The sequence below is a fragment of the Ruegeria sp. CDSB029 genome, assembly GCF_059611125.1.
Map to the genome: position 1 here is coordinate 77,464 of NZ_JBXWOX010000016.1, position 16,255 is coordinate 93,718.

Sequence of the window (16,255 nt, forward strand, 5' to 3'; positions counted from 1 at the left end):
CGAATTCAACGCTTTCGTGTTCAAAATGTGATCGAATGTGATCTTTAATGGGAATTTTTCCCATTATCACTAAGGTGTGACCCCTTCTTGAACTGGAGAATGCCATGCACCTTATCGCAACCGATCCCCAGACAAACTACCCCCCCCTGTCTCAAACCGATTTAACCCGCACAAAAAAACCGGGTGCGTTGGACGCGCTCAGCCCCGAAGATCAAGAGCTGTTTCTATCCTTTGGTTGGGGCCCGCAGGTTCCACCACGCTATGCCACCATCGCCAACGCGCTGCGCCAGTCGTTGCGAGATCAACCCGATGCCACCGCGGTGGAATGCGCGGACCATAACCTTAGCTACCGGGCGCTGGACGAGGCCTCGAACCGATTGGCAAATGTCATGCGCGCCCATGGCGTGAAACGCGGCGACGCGGTGTGCCTGTTCCTGCATCGTTCGGTCGAGATGGTCGTAGGTATCGTCGCCGCCATAAAGCTTGGGGCCGCCTATATTCCGCAGCATGTTGGTGTCGCGCCGACGGAAGCATTACGCCATGTTGCGAAGGTAACTGGTGCAAAAATAATCCTCAGTCTAAGCGAACTGACAGACCAAATCCCCGTTGGATTGGATCAGACCCTGATCACAATTGATACGACGATGTTTGACCCGATGCTGGACGCACCGGCCCCCGGCCCTGCCTATCGGGCCAGCCCCGACGATTTGGCGATGATATTATTTACGTCCGGCACAACCGGCGTTCCAAATGGCGTACAGGTCAACCATCGGAACCTGGCCAATATCTTGCTGACCGCCCCCGGGGATCTGGGGATGCGACCGGGCTTGCGGGTCGGACAGATCCTGTCGATCTCATTCGACATGGCCGCGTGGGAGATCCTTGGCGCTTTGTCCAATGGCGCAACTTTGGTGATCCGTGGCAAATCGATTCAGGAAACGGCCGAGAAGGTGGATGTGCTGATCGCCACGCCTTCGATCCTGAATGCGCTGGACCAGACCCGCTGCACGCAGGTCAAAGCTGTCGCCGTAGCGGGCGAACCCTGCCCCCGCCCGCTGGCCGATCGCTGGTCAACCAAATGCACTTTCTACAATTCCTGTGGTCCGACCGAGACCACCATCATCAATACGGCCGAACCGCATCACCCCGACAAACCGGTTCTGTCGATCGGGCGCCCGACACCGAACAACACGGTCTATGTTCTGGACGACAACCTGCGCCCTTTGCCCATCGGCGAAAAGGGCGAGATGTGGGCTGGCGGCGATTGCGTCACAGCCGGTTACCTCGCCAACCCCAAACTGACAGCCGAGCGTTACCGACCCGACCCATTCCGGCCGGGACATATGATGTTCCGCACCCGTGATCTGGGACGCTGGACGAAGACCGGTGAGTTAGAACATTTCGGGCGCGTTGACGACCTAGTCAAAGTACGGGGTTTTCGGGTTGAGCTGGACGGCGTTACATCCGCGCTTGAGGCCTCGCCCTGCTGTCAGCAAGCGGTGACGTTGCAATATGACAGCCGCAATCTGGTCAGCTTTATCTCACCGTCGTCGGCCTGCCCCAAGCAGGCGGCGCAATCCGTCTCGGATCGCTTGCCATATTACTGCAGCCCCGCCGTTGTGGTCCCGATGGACACGCTGCCCCGCACTCCGCGCGGCAAGTTGGACAAGCGTCTACTGCTGGATCTCGCGCGCACCCATATCGCGACAACTGGTGCGGAGTTGAACTGATGACGACGCAGACGACAAATCTTGACACAGGTGGCCTGAACTGGCGGCGGGTGACCCGCCACCCGGCCCTGATGGAATACCGCCGCCTGGTAATGCTTGTTGCATTGGTGAATCTGGCCGTCTTTGGGTTTGGATTGCGCGATGGGACTTGGTTCGCTGAGAATGCATTCACGCTCGGTCCGATTGCGGATATGGCGCTGATCAACCTCAGTGTTGGCATCCTGATCCGACAACAGCGGGTGGTCAACGCCCTGTTCTGGCTGGCCACACGCATTCCCACATCATGGCCACTTTGGATCCGTTGGAGGGCCGGCAAGGTTTTCCACTTTGGCGGGTTGCATTCCGGCGGCACCGTCACTGGGACCATCTGGTTCGGCTTTCTTCTGTTTGCGATGATTTGGAACCGCTCCAACGGCGCCGCCGTGCCTTCAGACCTGACACTGGGCCTGAGCGCCACAATGATTGTCTTGATGACATTGATGGTGATTTCAGCCCTTGGCCCGATCCGCGCGCGGTTTCACAATGCGTTCGAGAAAACGCACCGCTTTATCGGCTGGACGGTTTTGGGATTGTTCTGGGCGCAAACGATCTCGATCACAAAGGACATGGGGGGCATGTTGTTGCACAGCCCGGCCTTCTGGATGCTCTGCCTGATCACCCTGTCGATCCTGTCCCCTTGGCTGACCCTGAAACGCGTGAATGTCCGGATCGAAAAGCCGTCGAACCATGCGGTGATTGCGCAGTTTGACTATGGAGATACTCCGTTCCCCGGCAGTTCGAACGCGATCAGCCACACCCCGTTTGGCGAGTATCACTCATTCGCCAATATCCCATCCCCGGACCAGCCGGGTTACCGATTGGCCATCAGCCGTGCGGGCGACTGGACCGGGCGTTTTATCGACAATCCGCCCAAGAAGGTTTGGGTCAAGGGTATCACCACATCAGGTGTCGCACGGATCGAAGTGTTGTTCAAAAAGGTGGTGTATGTGGGCACCGGTTCAGGCATCGGACCAATCCTGCCGCATCTGCTGGCCAAGGATGTGCCAAACCGTCTGATCTGGTCCACCCGCAGCCCGCGCAAAACCTATGGTGACGCGCTGGTGGATGAGATCGAGGCCAACACAGAGCAGCCTTTGATCTGGGACACCGACGAAGACGGCAAACCTAATCTGTCGGCCCTAGCCATGCAAGCCGTTCGCGACAGTGGGGCTGAGGCGGTCATCGTGATCTCGAACCAAAAGCTGACCCGCAAGGTAGTGCATGACATGGAAAGCCTTGGCATTCCCGCCTATGGCGCAATTTGGGATAGCTGATCATGTTTGAGACAATTGAAACCGAAACACGGGGGCGGGTCGCAACGATCCGCTTCAACCGTCCCGATCAGCTGAACGCGTTGAACACTCAACTCATGAACGAAGTCCTGGCCGCCGCGACCGCGTTCGACAAGGATCCCGGCATCGGCTGCTTGATCCTTATGGGCAGTGATCGTGCTTTTGCCGCCGGGGCAGATATCGGCGAGCTTGCGGTGCAAACCTACGCAACTATGCAAGCAAGTGACTACTTTGCCGAATGGGATAAGTTTGCAGCGCTTCGCCTGCCCAAGGTGGCGGCGGTCAGTGGCTATGCCTTGGGCGGTGGATGTGAAGTTGCGCTGATGTGTGACGTCATTCTGGCCTCGGGCACTGCCAAATTCGGCCAGCCCGAAATCAAAATCGGCTGCATTCCCGGCATTGGTGGCACGCAGCGGCTTACACGGCTGATCGGTCGTGCCAGAGCTATGGACATGATCCTGACCGGGCGCATGATCGACGCGTCAGAGGCCCTGCAGATGGGCTTGGTCAGTCGGGTTGTCACGCAGAATACCCTTTTGGACACAGCACAAGAGGTGGCCGAAACCATTGCAGATTACGCTGATGATATCGTCAATATGGCGCGCACCTGCGTAAACATGGCCGACCAGAGCACACTTGAATCGGGTTTGCGGTTCGAGCGGCAGATGTATCACGCGCTTTATGGATTGCCGGCCCAACAAGAAGGCATGAATGCCTTTCTGGAAAAGCGAAAGCCACAGTTCAGGCGCAGGACTCTGTGATCTTATCCCGCATCGTCAATCACCGCTCGGAAAACGAGCGGTGATATGACCAGTCTTATCGCTTCAGTGCGTTTTCCCAGCCGTGCTATACTCAAAGTCGGAAACCTTGCGGGCCATGGATTCAGAGTCCACAACCAGGTTCGCAAAGATCGTTTCGACCCATGACAAAGCGCCCGAAGTCAGCAAGAACGTCTCTGGGATGACGATCCATTCGCCGATCCACATACCACCCGAACGTTCGTGTTGATGGGTGGTGAATTCACCGATTTGCTCGGCCCGCTGTCGTCCAAGCCGGGCGACGGCCTCTCCGAATTCTGACGCGCGCTGGTTCTGTTTGTGCGCCATGGCCGAAGACGCGCCTTTACCGGCTTCATGCACCTCGGACCATTCGGAAATATCCGATGAGGACAACAGGTTTACATTATGCGAGATCTTGCAAAGCGTCGCACACAGCCCTCCCAGCGCAGTTACAACATCGGCAAGCCCGTCACGGGCGTTTTGCCAATGGGGTTCCACCATGTTCAGACCCAGGGTGGCTGCAACACCTTCCTTGATGCGATGCCCGGTCCCGTTTTCGTAACCGCGCAGATCGCCAACGGGGCCACCAATTTGGACATTCAGGCCGCGAACGCCTGCTTCTTCCAACGCTTGTGCCCGCCGCTGTAGTTCAACTTTCCAGACGGTCAGTTTAGTTTCGGCCCGAATGGGCAAGGCATGCTGTCCATTCGTGCGACCGATCATGATAGTATCACCAAGCTGATCGATGTGTTGCTCAATAGCGGTGGTCAGTCTTTGCAGTCCGGTCTGGATGTGCTCCAGACCGATCTTCATTTGCAGGGCCAGAGCGGTGTCCATAATGTCCTGCGTTGTCGCCCTATAGTGGACCTTTTCCGCATGGTCGCCGACCTGCCTTCGCAATTGTTCGACAAGACCAACGATCGGGCGCCCGACAAGCATCATGTCTTCGTGCAACCGCTCGGTATCCAGATTGCAGACTGACACCGCATCCAACGCATCTGCAGCCTCTTGCGGGATTAGGTTTTCCAACGCCTGGTGACGGGCCAGTGTCTGTTCAACCTTCAACCAGGCCGAGATCGTGGCGTGTTCCGACCAGACGGACCGCATATCGGCGCTGGAAAAGCAGTCGCGATAGAGGGAGTGCTCAAGCATCTTCTAATGCTCCCTTCGCGATCTTGCGCTCTTTCATGATCCCGCGGATACGGTAGGCAATTGCCCCTGCGCCGATGACCAGGAAGGCCAAAGCGATCGGACGTTCAACGAAGATCAGGGCGCCACCCTCCGACATCAGCAACGACTGACGGAATGTCTCTTCAGCACCTTTGGCCAGCACGAACGAAATGACAAATGCCGCAACGTTGAAGTCGTATTTCCGCATCAGCCATCCGGCAAAGCCCGCGCAAGTCATGACTGTGACGTCAAACATTGATCCACGTGCAGAATAAGCTGCGACAAACGCGGTCAGGAAGATCAGCGGGTACAGGACATTGGTCGGGATCTTCAGGATAATTCGCGCAACCTGAGTGGCACCGAAGTAACCGATCAGACCATAGGCCACGATACCCAACATCCCGCAGGCGAACAGTTTGTAGACCAGTTCTTTGTCGGTCAGGAACAGGGTTGGTCCGACCTGGATGCCGTGGATCAGGAAAACACCCAAAAGGATCGCACCAATTGTCGAACCCGGGATGCCCAGCGTCAGCAGCGGGGCCATCGACGGACCGGACACCGCGTTGTTTGCAGCTTCGGGTGCTGCGACACCTTCCAGCGCGCCCTTGCCCCACTTCTCGGGATTTTTGGCGCGGCGTTTGCCTTCACCGTATGAAATGAAGGCCGCAATAGCTGAACCCAGACCTGGCAGCACACCGATGCCTGCACCGATGAAGCCACCGCGGAACGCATGGGGCAAGCAAGGTTTGTACTCTTCCCATGTCAGGCTGTTGCCGTCTTCCGTGCTTTCATTTTCTTTGGTTTCACCGGTTGCCTTGCGGCGCGTTTCCAACTGGGCAAAGACCTCTCCCAAAACGAATACACCGATCATCAGGGGCACAAGGCCAATCCCGTTGGACAGGTCGAACGAGCCAAAGGTATAGCGCTCTTCGCTTGAGATTGGGTCCAATCCGACCATGGCGATCAAAATACCCATCAGGGCAGATGCCAATCCTTTGACGATTGAGCTGCCGATGACCGAACCGATGACCACGAAGGCTGCAAAGTAGATCGCAAAGGTTTCTGGCGGGCCAAGCTTCAGGGCAATAGCCGCAATGAAACCGACACCGACGACCAGCAGGATATCCCCCATGAGGTCACCGATGACTGATGATATGGTCGCGACCTTCATCGCCTTTCCAGCCTGCCCAGCGCGCGCAAGGGGATAACCGTCAATCTGTGTCGCGGCACTGGCCGCAGTGCCCGGCGTGTTGAACAGAATTGCCGCGATCGATCCGCCATAGCGACCGGATTTACCGATCACATACAGGAAGGCGAGCGCGAATAGTGGCGACATGTAAAAGGTGATGGGCAGCAGCATGGCAATCGCTGCCGATGCGGTCAGACCGGGCGTGGCCCCAACGACCATGCCCACAGCTGCGGCCAACACGATGGCAAACAGCAAACTGGGGTCGGTTATGACCGAAAGAAGTGCGGGAAAAATTTCCATGACGATTTACCCCTGTATCCAGCTGAGCAGGTCAAAGACCTCGCCATAGGGCGGGTACACACCAAGCAGCACAAAAAAGATGAGGTGGAAGATCAACGGGCACAGAACGACGGAAACCGCCAGACCGATCCAGCTGCGAACTCCGAAGAAGTACAAAACGACCGGCGCAGCGATCGCTGTTGGCAAAAGATAACCAAACCAGCGGAATGACTGCTGATAGATTAGGGCGATGATGAACAGACCGATGATCTGCAGGGTTGCGCCGTTATCCTGTTCCTGACCGGTATCGCCAGCCGGTTGACGGACGGCACCTAACAGTAACAGGCCGGAAAGAAACAGCAGTGCGATGGATGCTGAAAATGGTACGATGCCAGCCCAGGTATCCCCTGGCGAAGCTGCTGGCACTTGCCAGGCGCCCCAAATGGCAACGATGGAAATAAGGGCAAGCACAAGGCCTTCTGCATAGGCGCGCATATCGTTCCTCCCTGATTGCGTTAGATACAAAAAGGCCGGGGGAAGAATATCCACCCGGCCCCGAGGACTTTAGTTGGTCAGACTTTCGACCAGGGGAGCGGCGTCCTCTTTCATGGCGGACAGCGTTGCTTTGGCGTCCGCACCATTCTGATAGACCGGGCCTGTTCCGCGCGAGGCCAGCAGTTCGGCAAATTCGGGTTTCGCGGCGATCTGCTCCAGCGCAGTTTCCATCGCGGCAACGACCTCGGCCGGTGTGCCCTTCGGGGCGAACACGATCACCGGCGAAGAAACAGCGGCAAACGGGATGCCCAGCTCACCAAACGCAGGCACGTCCTTCATGATGCCATCACGTTCTTGGCTGTTGACCGCCAGGGCGCGAAGCTGCTCTTCAAACCCGGCCAGTTGCTGAACACCTAGGAAACCAAAGTCAGCCTGTTCACCGATCAGTGCCGCACGGGTCGGTCCGCCACCTTTGAACGGTACGTCCTGAGCTTCGATGTCGTTACTGGCCAGAAAGCCCATGCCGCCAACGTGGTGGAAGCCTCCGCGACCCGAATGGGCCCAACGCAGTTGACCGGGGTTGGCTTTGGCCGCGTCGATCACGTCCTGAACGGACTCGAACGGGCTGTTCAGCGGCACCATCAGCGACGTTTGCAGCTGACCGACCTGAGCAACAAACTCAAAGCTGTCCAGCGCATCTATATCGGTGTCACGTGTCATGGTCGACAACAGGAACGAACCGCCCGAAGTCATCATCAATGTATAGCCGTCAGGGCGTGCACCCACGACCGAGTTCGCACCATTCAGACCGCCCGAACCGGGCTTGTTCACGACGACAACTGGAACGTCCAGAATGCCTTCGGCTGCTGCCGAAATAGCGCGGGCATAAGCGTCTGTACCGCCGCCGGCTTTGTAAGGAACAACCAGGTTGATCGGACGTTTCGGCCAGTCGGCTGCGAAACTTGCTGTTGCTGTTGCAGTCACGGTTACTGCCGCCAGAACAGCAGTGAGAATTGTTCTACGCTTCATAGCATCCTCCCTAAGATGCGATCAAAATTAGCTTAAATTCAGTGTTAATAAAAATGCAAAGATGTTATCTTATCTTGCAAAATCGTAAAGAGTCCGCCTAATGAATATCAAAGCCCTTCGCGCCTTTCGTGCAACCCTTTCCGAAGGAACGCTCGTGGCCGCATCCGAAATCCTGCACCTGAGTCAGCCTGCAATCAGCCGACTGATTTCCGGGCTTGAGGCAGAATTGGGCCTGACCCTGTTTGACCGCAGTGGCCGCAACTTGACGCCGACACGTGAAGGTTTGGCGTTCTACCGTGAAGCGGGGCGTATCTTGGACAACCTTGATGAAGTGCCCCGCATCGCTGCAGAGATCAAAGCCGGACGTACAGAAACACTGCGCGTGGTCACGATGCCGCGTATCGCCCGGGCAATTTCGGCCCCCGCACTTGCGATGTTTTTGCAAGCCCACCCTGATACAAACGTAACCTTGGATATCCGGGCGCGGCGCGAAGCCAGCAAATGGCTTGCCGGACGTGAATATGACATCGGCATCGGGGCATTGCCGGTCGAGCATCCGGGCGTCAGGACAAAACCCCTGCTGCGGGTCCGGGCGCAGGCTGTTTTGCCTGTTGCGCATGCATTGTCTGATCGCAAGTCGGTAACCGCCACTGATCTCGCCCGCGAGCCGGTCATTCGACTGATGAACGGGCTTCTATTACGCGAACAGCTTGATGACATCTTCCGGTCTGCGGGCGTCAATCCCAGACATACCTGCGAAGTCGCGGCGTCCCAGCTTGCCTGTTCGCTTGTCGCGGAAGGCGCCGGTATAACCATTGCTGACGAGTTGGTCGCAGCACAGGAAACAAAAGAACGTCTGGCCCTGGTTCCGATCGCACCGGAGCGGTGGATGACCTTTGGCCTGCTGTACCCCGCGACGCAGGAGAAATCACAGGCGCTTCAGGATTTTGAGGATGTTCTTTTTTGGCAGGCGTCCGAGCTATGCAAGAACAGCCCAACATTAGCTCTTGCCTGACAGTCCATGTCAGGCGGATTCACGTCCATGTCCCATGCCCCGCCTAGGCCAAAGCAACGATTGCAACAGATCCGATGCTCAAGCATCTTGAAATCTCCGATCCACAATCATTCATCGGCTGCGCGAATTGCGTGGCGCAGCTGGCGGACACCAAAATGAAGAAGTTGAGCGCAATCGTTGCAGACTGCCGGGTCATCAATTTACCCGATAACAAAAGCAGGCGGCTTCATATGACCAACTTGATGAACAAGCACGGCATAAGTTTTTCATTTTCAGAAGGCAGCACCGGACAAAGCCATGCCTTAAACTGCGCCCGCGCCCACCTTGCAGCGTTTGAGTCAATCAAAACGCTCCCGGCATTGTTTCTGGAAGATGATGTCTCCGCGTTGACCGAAGACCTGACCATTTCCGAAATTCCAAAAGGTACGGACATTGTTTATTTGGGGGTTTCTCCCTTCGGCTGCTTTCCCTGGACACGTCGCTATGTTCAACGCTTCGGCCACCGCGCGCATTACAACCTTGCACTCGCTTCGACTGAGAACAGTAATTGGCTGAGGCTGCATTCTATGGCTGGCGCAATAGCTATTCTCTATATGTCACCAGCAGGTCTGGAGGCGTGGCGAAATTCCATGCGGGCAGCCATAAAACGGAGCAAGCCGTTTGATGTGTTCACTGCCTACAAGATGACGTCCCTGAACGTTTATGCACCTCACCGCCCCGTTTTTTACGAAGAACCCAGCCTGCAGCGCCCTCTTAAGAATGTTACACCTGATCAAAGGCTGCGATGGACAACAAAACCCTTGTCGCCAGTCAAAGAAGGAACAATCGTTACTGCGCCGACCAAAGGCGGGGCAATGCGCGTTCGGGCTGAAGTGTGCGGAGATAACCGTCTTGAATGGTCATTGCTTCAATGAGGTCGGAAAAGGGGTATTCTCAAGTTGCTGGCCACGCAATGTCAGTGTTGTTAGGTACGGTGCGCCTGCTGATACCACCTTCGACACAACGCCTAAACCCACAGATTGCAACCAAGTCCGAGTGCCAAAGCCTTGGCATGCCCCTTTGCAAGGAACCCAACGTCTTTTCAGTACAGCGTTGCAACCGATTGCAAATCTAACGCAATAAGGCGTAGTATTTTCCCATGAATTTGACTGAAAGCCATCCCCGAACCTATCGGTGCCAGCCATGAGTGTGACCCTCAAAGAAGTGGCCGCGCTGGCCGGTGTATCCCGCTCTGCCGTGTCGCGGACCTTTACGGAAGGCGCGTCCGTCTCACCAAAGACACGTAGCAAAGTGGAAAAGGCTGCAGCCGAACTGGGGTACAGCCCGAATGCCTTGGCTTCTTCGCTGACAACCGGACGCACCAAGTTGATCGGGTTGATTTCCAACAACTTCCACAACCCCATTTTTCTTGAGGTCTTTGACCAGTTCACCCGCGCCCTGCAGGAACGCGGCCTGCGTCCGCTGATTGTGAACCTGACCGATGAAACTGAGCCGACAAACTCGGTCCGGATGCTGCGGCAGTATTCTGTGGATGCTGCCATCGTCGCTTCATCTACCTTGCCCCCCAGCTTTGCCAAGGCGTTCCACGATGCAGGTGTTCCGGTTGTACACACTTTCGGTCGATCAGCGACGTCGCCAGAGGTACATGTTGTAGGCATCGACAATGTTGAATGTGGGCGCATGGCCGCGCGCGAACTGTCGTCGCGGGGGTATCGTCGAATCGGCTATCTGGGCGGCCCGAAAGATGCGACATCGTCGATGGATCGGTATCGCGGCTTCATGGAAGAACTTGAAAAGCACTCTGAACTCGAAGTGACGCATTGCTTCGCAGGCGCCTATTCATTTGAAGCCGGGCGAGAAGAAATGCTTCAGCAACTGGCGGATGGCCCTGCAGAAGGGTACTTTTGCGGCGACGATATTCTGTCCATAGGTGCCCTGTCCGCATTGTCCGATCACGGGCTGAAACCGGGCAAAGATATCGGCATCATCGGCCTGAACGACATGGAGATGTCGCGCTGGGAAAGCGTGGACCTGACGACGATTCATCAGCCGATCAAGCAAATCATTACCGCCTCCGTCGATCTGGTCGAAGAGATGCTGAAAGACCCCGAGCGTTACCCCGAGGCCCGTATTTTCCCCTGCCGTGTAATCGAGCGGGGCACACTGCGACCCCGACCCTGATCAGCGAAACATTGGCGGGCGCGCGTCCATCCATGCCCCGTCATTTTTCGCCGAAGCCACTGCGGCATGCACGGCTGCAATCGACCGCACTCCGTCGGCAGGTGTCGGCAGACCATCACGCGCCTCTCCGCGAATAGCATCGGCAAGATCGCAATAGATGTTGGCGACGGCCAGCGGGAACCCTTCGGGATGGGCGATCGCCACACGGGACAATCGTTGCGCATCATCGTGAAGACCGCCTTCGCCTTTTTCGATGATCTGCGTGCGGCTACCTACAGGCGTATAGATCAACTGATTGGGCTGCTCGGACGTCCAGCGAAGACCTCCGGTTTCGCCAAAGACCTGAATGTCAAACCCGTGCTGACGCCCAATTGCCACCGAAGAGGTCCACAAACGCCCGACAGCACCGCCTTCGGTCCGGAAGTTGACCATGGCGTCGTCCTCAAGTTCGCGGCTTGAAATGGTCGATGCCATATCGGCAGACAGGGACTTAACTTCATCGTCACTGATGAAGCTGGCCATGTGAAGCGCATGGATACCGCAATCTGCGAACTGGCCAGACACACCCGCCATCGCCGGATCATAGCGCCACCGCACCCGCGGGTTATCGGCGTCAGTCGCGTCACCATGGTGGCCATGGCTGAAATTCGTCACAACCAGGCGAACCTTGCCAATATCCCCGGCGCGAACCATCGCACGCGCCTGGCGCACCATCGGATAAGCAGAGTAGCAATAATTCACCGCACAAATCTTGTCCGAGGCCTCTGCAACGCGAACGATCTCTTCGCCCTCTTCCACGGTCATTGTCATTGGCTTTTCGCAAAGCACATTGAACCCGGCTTCAAGGAACGTTTTGGCAATCTCAAAATGGGTGGAGTTCGGAGTGGCGATGGTCACCAGATCAACCCGGTCGGGGCGGTCCTTTTCCCCGGCCAGCATTTCCTGCCAGTCGCCATAGGCGCGATCCGACGCCACTCCAAATCGTTGCGCATATTCTCGCCCAACATCGGGTCGGTGATCCAAAGCACCCGCAGCGAATTCGAACATCCCATCCGCCAACGCCCCCAACCGGTGTGCGGGTCCGATCTGACTGCCTTCACCACCACCAATCATGCCCCATTTCAGCTTTGCCATGGTTCTCGTCTCTCTTAGATGATCTCTTAGTTTTTGTGTTCAGACAGTGCTGACGTCCTGCCACTGCCGTTGCTCTGACGATTTCAGCGCGGCGGCAAGGACGCAGTTGACCTCATGCCCATCACGGAATGTGGGCCAAATCGTTTTGCCCGTATGAATGGCCTCAAGAAAATCTTTGGCCTCGATGATGATCTGGTCCTGATAACCTGTTCCATGACCGGGGCCCTGACAGAAAGGTTCATAATCGGGGTGCGCCGGACCCGTCAGGATCTTGGTGAAGCCCCTTTCTTCCTCTGGTCCTTCGCGCCGATAGAGCCACAGGGCGTTCTGATCTTCCTGATCGAACCGGATCGCGCCTTTGGTGCCTGTAATTTCATAGGCATAGCCCATCTTTCGTCCCGTCGCGATCCGGCTGACATAGATATTTCCCATCGCGCCGCTGGCAAAACGGCACATGATCTGCGCGTGGTCATCATTGGTGACAGTGCCGCCTGGGCGTTCACTATGAACCGTTTCGACTTCGGCCATAACCTCGACAATCGGACCGATCAGGGCCAAAGCACCGTTGACCATATGTGGGGCAAGATCCCCAATTGTACCGTTGGCCATTCCGGACGTTCGCCATGTAGCCGGAGCGTCGGGGTCGGCATAGAAGTCCTCAGTATGCTCGCCGCGAAACCAGGTTATGTCCCCCAATTCACCGTTGGCTATCAACTGACGGGCAAACTGTGTTGCGGGCGTTCTGACGTAGTTGAACCCGACCATATTGGTGACGCCCGTGGCTTCGGCCGCGGCAACCATTGCGCGCCCATCATCCAAAGAAGATCCGAGGGGTTTTTCGCACAACACAGGCTTGCCCAAGGCTAACGCGGCCTCTGCAATCTGTCTGTGCGTTGTTTGAGGCGAGGCAATCACGACAGCATCCACTGCCGGGTCATTGACCAGCATAGACCAATCCGAGGTCGCGCGACGAAAGCCGTAAGCCGCGCGGTATCGCTCGGCGCTTTCGGGCGTGGAGGCGCAGATCATCTCAAGTCGTGGCCGCAAGGCTGTGTTGAACACTGCGCCTACGGCTGACATCGCGACTGAATGAGCTTTGCCCATATAGCCACCGCCGATTATTCCAATTCCGATTTCAGGCATCTGCAACGGCTCCGAACAATGTATTTGCAACCGGTTGCAAAATCAGTATCGTGTGAATCGATTCAACGCAAGGACCAACGATCCTCGCCAGCCCATTTTTGCCGGAGGACATGACGTGAGCGCTTTGATAGACGGTATCAAAGGAAACCGGTTCGCGGTCTTTGGACGCGCGGGCATGGACCTGTATGCCGATCCCGTTGGTGTTAAAAGCGAAGACGCCGACACGTTTCACGCCGATCTGGGCGGTTCATCGGCAAATATCTGCGCGGGGCTGGTCAAATTGGGCAGCCAGGCATCCTTGATCACTTCGGTCTCAGATGATGCGGTTGGCCGCTTCTGTCTGAATAAACTTGCTCACTACGGTGTAGACACGTCCTATATCCGCGTCGTCGGTGGTGAATACCGCATGTCTCTGGCCGTTTACGAAAGCCGGATCGAAGAATTCCAGAACGTCATCTACCGCAACGGCGCAGTCGACTTTCAGGTGACCGAGGATGACATGGACAAGGTCGACTACGGCAAATTTTCAGCCGTGATATCTGCCGGAACGGTGTTTGCCGCTGAACCCTCGCGCAGCGCCACGTTTCGCGCGTTCGACAACGCCCGCAAGGCGGGGTTGCCGGTGATCTTTGACATAGACTACCGCCCCTACAGCTGGCCATCACCGGAGGTCGCCGCAGAAGTCCTGTCTCGCGCAGGCGAAGCAAGCGATCTAATCGTCGGCAATGACGAAGAATTTGGGTTCATGGCAGGCGACATCGACAAAGGCTTCGCCAAAGCCAAGGAGTTGGCGGCGAAACCGGGCCGGATCGTGATCTACAAGATGGGCGAAAAGGGCGCGGTCACTTTGCTCGATGATCAGGAAATCGAAACCGGCATCTATCCCGTCACAGCAGTCAAACCCAACGGTGCTGGCGACAGTTTCATGGCTGGCCTGCTGGCCTCGATCGCCGCTGGAAGCGAGCTTAAGGATGCGGCTATGCGCGGCTCAGCCTGCGCCTCAATCGTAGTGTCCAAGCCCGGCTGCGCTCCGGCCATGCCAACAACTCCGGAACTGGACGCATTTCTTGCCGCCCATCCCGGCCCAACGACATAGGAACCTCTCATGCACATCGCTCCCTATGACAATCAGAACAAACCGATCGTCGACGCCGATGATCCAACGGTTCCGCTGAATTACTTCAACATCGTCAAACTGAAAAAAGGCGAAGCGTTCGAGTATCAGGTGCCCGGTTATGAGACGTGTATCGTACCTGCCACGGGCAGTGTCGATGTCGATGTAGAAGGCGAGCAGTTCGCCAAGCTGGGCAAGCGGGGCGAAGACGTCTGGGATGGGGATCCGGAAGGCGTTTATGTGCCGGTCGGCGCTAAGGTCCAACTGGTCTGCGTGTCGGATGAAACCGAAATCTTCATAGCGGGCGCCAAGTACGACAAGGTACTGGTTCCGTTCGATGTGCGTGAACACGACCTTGTGCAATACGGCAGCGACGACACGAAAACTCATCGCAAAATTAAACACATCCTCGGCCAGAAACAGCACGACAAAGTGGGTCGTCTGCTGATCAGTGAGCTGTTCACCGTGGGTCAGGGCGGTTGGTCCGGCTTCCCCAGCCACAAGCATGACACGAACCGTCTGCCCGACGAGACGCGGCACGATGAGACCTACAATTTCCGTTTCAAACCCAACTGGGGATCGGGCCTTCAGATGTTGCAGCGTGAGGACAACGAACCGGGCGATGCGTACCACATCGTCGACGGCTCAACGATCTGCATCGACAAGGGGTACCACCCCTGCTGTGTTCTGCCGGGATACGAGATGTACTATTTCACCATCCTGGGCGGTCTGACTCAGCGTTCGCTGGTTCAGTACTTTCAACCAACCCATGCCTATCAGGTCGAGACCATTCCGGGCATCAAAGACATGATTGCCAAATTCAAATGACCCTCGCCACGCTCAAAGACGTCCTCACCCCCGCATACGAAAACGGCTACGCTGTTGGCGGGCTTGTTACGCTGGGATGGGAGGATATGCGCGCTTATGTAGCCGCAGCCGAGGCTGAAAATGCGCCGGTGATCCTACAAGCCGGCCCAAGCTGTCGCGAGCACACACCCCTGCCTGTTTTGGGTAAGATGTTTCGCTTCCTGGCGGAAAGTGCCTCGGTTCCGGTCGTGGCCCACCTGGATCACGGTTATACATTCGAGGACTGCAAGATCGCATTGGACAGCGGGTTCACGTCGTTGATGTTCGACGGATCGCGTAAGCCATTGCAGCAAAACATCGACGAAACAGCAGCCATTGCAGAAATGGCCCATGCGGCCGGTATTTCCTGCGAAGGTGAGATCGGCTTTGTCGGCTATTCCGGCGGCGAAGGATCGAACGGGACAGACCCAAACGAGGCCGCGCAGTTCGCTTGTGAAAGCGGCGTGGACGCAATGGCCATCTCAGTCGGAAACGTTCATCTGCAACAGAACAAAGAAGGTGGTTTGGATGAGGTCCGCATTGCCGAAATCGACGCTGCGACAAGTGTTCCGTTGGTCATTCATGGCGGCTCTGGCGTGCCTGTGGAACAACGCAGCCGGTTGGCGCGGGAAACGTCGATCTGCAAGTTCAATATCGGGACAGAACTGCGCATGGCATTTGGCAACGCGCTGCGCGAGGCAGTCAACCGAGACCCTGACAGATTTGACCGCGTGACGATCCTGAAAGAGACCCACGACCCGGTTGAGGCGGCAGCCCGCATGGTCATTCGGGCCTTTGGTGCCCCCGCACAAAGGTAGGC

Annotated in this window: 15 protein-coding genes; 9 read left to right on the forward strand and 6 right to left on the reverse strand. The window is 56.8% G+C overall.

The genetic code is table 11. The features are described 5' to 3' along the window. The first annotated feature begins 104 nt into the window (after positions 1-104). The 3 genes from AC2FI8_RS17575 to AC2FI8_RS17585 are packed head-to-tail and all read left to right on the forward strand — an operon-like array spanning position 105 to position 3,822. Positions 105-1,730, forward strand: coding sequence for an amino acid adenylation domain-containing protein (locus AC2FI8_RS17575; RefSeq protein WP_496780393.1), 1,626 nt, complete (start codon positions 105-107; stop codon positions 1,728-1,730). After that, the gene (locus AC2FI8_RS17580) at positions 1,730-3,043 is read left to right on the forward strand and encodes a ferric reductase-like transmembrane domain-containing protein (RefSeq protein ID WP_496780395.1); all 1,314 of its coding nucleotides are present in this window, start codon (positions 1,730-1,732) and stop codon (positions 3,041-3,043) included. Before AC2FI8_RS17575 ends, AC2FI8_RS17580 begins: the two co-directional genes overlap by 1 nt. A gap of 2 nt (positions 3,044-3,045) precedes the next feature. Next, on the forward strand, positions 3,046-3,822 hold the full coding sequence (locus tag AC2FI8_RS17585; RefSeq protein ID WP_496725091.1) for an enoyl-CoA hydratase-related protein: 777 nt from the start codon (positions 3,046-3,048) through the stop codon (positions 3,820-3,822). Positions 3,823-3,885: 63 nt separating this feature from the next. On the opposite strand, the gene AC2FI8_RS17590 is transcribed toward AC2FI8_RS17585, so the two are convergent. The 4 genes from AC2FI8_RS17590 to AC2FI8_RS17605 form a co-directional block, all read right to left on the reverse strand. Further along, entirely contained in the window at positions 3,886-4,992 is a 1,107-nt protein-coding gene (locus AC2FI8_RS17590) for a lyase family protein (RefSeq protein WP_496780397.1), read from the reverse strand. Beyond that, positions 4,985-6,499, reverse strand: coding sequence for a tripartite tricarboxylate transporter permease (locus tag AC2FI8_RS17595; RefSeq protein WP_496740357.1), 1,515 nt, complete (start codon positions 6,497-6,499; stop codon positions 4,985-4,987). The genes AC2FI8_RS17590 and AC2FI8_RS17595 overlap by 8 nt, the downstream gene beginning before the upstream one ends. A 6-nt stretch (positions 6,500-6,505) precedes the next feature. Next, positions 6,506-6,973 (reverse strand): tripartite tricarboxylate transporter TctB family protein, encoded by a 468-nt coding sequence (locus AC2FI8_RS17600; RefSeq protein ID WP_109310957.1) that lies wholly within the window; start codon positions 6,971-6,973, stop codon positions 6,506-6,508. Between the two features lie 69 nt (positions 6,974-7,042). Beyond that, on the reverse strand, positions 7,043-8,002 hold the full coding sequence (locus tag AC2FI8_RS17605; protein WP_472725086.1) for a tripartite tricarboxylate transporter substrate binding protein: 960 nt from the start codon (positions 8,000-8,002) through the stop codon (positions 7,043-7,045). Positions 8,003-8,102: 100 nt separating this feature from the next. On the opposite strand from AC2FI8_RS17605, the gene AC2FI8_RS17610 reads away from it, so the two are divergent. The 3 genes from AC2FI8_RS17610 to AC2FI8_RS17620 all read left to right on the forward strand — a co-directional run bounded on the left by AC2FI8_RS17610 (position 8,103) and on the right by AC2FI8_RS17620 (position 11,198). Then, a complete protein-coding gene (locus AC2FI8_RS17610; protein ID WP_108859779.1) occupies positions 8,103-9,017 on the forward strand; it encodes a LysR family transcriptional regulator in 915 nt (304 codons plus the stop codon). Between the two features lie 74 nt (positions 9,018-9,091). Next, positions 9,092-9,931 carry a hypothetical protein gene (locus AC2FI8_RS17615; protein WP_496780399.1) on the forward strand — a complete coding sequence of 280 codons (840 nt, stop codon included), beginning with the start codon at positions 9,092-9,094 and terminating at the stop codon, positions 9,929-9,931. Between the two features lie 268 nt (positions 9,932-10,199). Beyond that, the gene (locus tag AC2FI8_RS17620; protein ID WP_496780401.1) at positions 10,200-11,198 is read left to right on the forward strand and encodes a LacI family DNA-binding transcriptional regulator; all 999 of its coding nucleotides are present in this window, start codon (positions 10,200-10,202) and stop codon (positions 11,196-11,198) included. Here the strand turns inward: AC2FI8_RS17620 and AC2FI8_RS17625 are convergent, their stop codons facing one another. Further along, entirely contained in the window at positions 11,199-12,332 is a 1,134-nt protein-coding gene (locus tag AC2FI8_RS17625; RefSeq protein WP_496780403.1) for a Gfo/Idh/MocA family protein, read from the reverse strand. It lies immediately after the preceding gene. A gap of 39 nt (positions 12,333-12,371) precedes the next feature. After that, on the reverse strand, positions 12,372-13,475 hold the full coding sequence (locus tag AC2FI8_RS17630; RefSeq protein ID WP_496780405.1) for a Gfo/Idh/MocA family protein: 1,104 nt from the start codon (positions 13,473-13,475) through the stop codon (positions 12,372-12,374). A gap of 115 nt (positions 13,476-13,590) precedes the next feature. Between AC2FI8_RS17630 and iolC the strand changes: the two genes are divergently transcribed. Genes iolC through AC2FI8_RS17645 form a run of 3 tightly spaced genes read left to right on the forward strand, consistent with a single transcriptional unit; the run spans position 13,591 to position 16,253 of the window. Further along, positions 13,591-14,571 carry a 5-dehydro-2-deoxygluconokinase gene (iolC, locus tag AC2FI8_RS17635; RefSeq protein ID WP_496780407.1) on the forward strand — a complete coding sequence of 327 codons (981 nt, stop codon included), beginning with the start codon at positions 13,591-13,593 and terminating at the stop codon, positions 14,569-14,571. A gap of 9 nt (positions 14,572-14,580) precedes the next feature. Next, a complete protein-coding gene (locus AC2FI8_RS17640) occupies positions 14,581-15,417 on the forward strand; it encodes a 5-deoxy-glucuronate isomerase (RefSeq protein ID WP_496740364.1) in 837 nt (278 codons plus the stop codon). Next, complete coding sequence (locus tag AC2FI8_RS17645; protein ID WP_496780409.1) at positions 15,414-16,253, forward strand: class II fructose-bisphosphate aldolase; 840 nt, start codon at positions 15,414-15,416, stop codon at positions 16,251-16,253. Before AC2FI8_RS17640 ends, AC2FI8_RS17645 begins: the two co-directional genes overlap by 4 nt. The last annotated feature ends 2 nt before the right edge of the window (positions 16,254-16,255 follow it).

What these genes read in the sequence shown, in the direction of transcription:
- AC2FI8_RS17575 (WP_496780393.1), top strand. Translation starts at nt 105, where the DNA reads ATGCACCTTATCGCAACCGATCCCCAGACAAACTACCCCCCCCTGTCT.
- AC2FI8_RS17580 (WP_496780395.1), top strand. Translation starts at nt 1,730, where the DNA reads ATGACGACGCAGACGACAAATCTTGACACAGGTGGCCTGAACTGGCGG.
- AC2FI8_RS17585 (WP_496725091.1), top strand. Translation starts at nt 3,046, where the DNA reads ATGTTTGAGACAATTGAAACCGAAACACGGGGGCGGGTCGCAACGATC.
- AC2FI8_RS17590 (WP_496780397.1), bottom strand. Translation starts at nt 4,992, where the DNA reads ATGCTTGAGCACTCCCTCTATCGCGACTGCTTTTCCAGCGCCGATATG.
- AC2FI8_RS17595 (WP_496740357.1), bottom strand. Translation starts at nt 6,499, where the DNA reads ATGGAAATTTTTCCCGCACTTCTTTCGGTCATAACCGACCCCAGTTTG.
- AC2FI8_RS17600 (WP_109310957.1), bottom strand. Translation starts at nt 6,973, where the DNA reads ATGCGCGCCTATGCAGAAGGCCTTGTGCTTGCCCTTATTTCCATCGTT.
- AC2FI8_RS17605 (WP_472725086.1), bottom strand. Translation starts at nt 8,002, where the DNA reads ATGAAGCGTAGAACAATTCTCACTGCTGTTCTGGCGGCAGTAACCGTG.
- AC2FI8_RS17610 (WP_108859779.1), top strand. Translation starts at nt 8,103, where the DNA reads ATGAATATCAAAGCCCTTCGCGCCTTTCGTGCAACCCTTTCCGAAGGA.
- AC2FI8_RS17615 (WP_496780399.1), top strand. Translation starts at nt 9,092, where the DNA reads ATGCTCAAGCATCTTGAAATCTCCGATCCACAATCATTCATCGGCTGC.
- AC2FI8_RS17620 (WP_496780401.1), top strand. Translation starts at nt 10,200, where the DNA reads ATGAGTGTGACCCTCAAAGAAGTGGCCGCGCTGGCCGGTGTATCCCGC.
- AC2FI8_RS17625 (WP_496780403.1), bottom strand. Translation starts at nt 12,332, where the DNA reads ATGGCAAAGCTGAAATGGGGCATGATTGGTGGTGGTGAAGGCAGTCAG.
- AC2FI8_RS17630 (WP_496780405.1), bottom strand. Translation starts at nt 13,475, where the DNA reads ATGCCTGAAATCGGAATTGGAATAATCGGCGGTGGCTATATGGGCAAA.
- AC2FI8_RS17640 (WP_496740364.1), top strand. Translation starts at nt 14,581, where the DNA reads ATGCACATCGCTCCCTATGACAATCAGAACAAACCGATCGTCGACGCC.
- AC2FI8_RS17645 (WP_496780409.1), top strand. Translation starts at nt 15,414, where the DNA reads ATGACCCTCGCCACGCTCAAAGACGTCCTCACCCCCGCATACGAAAAC.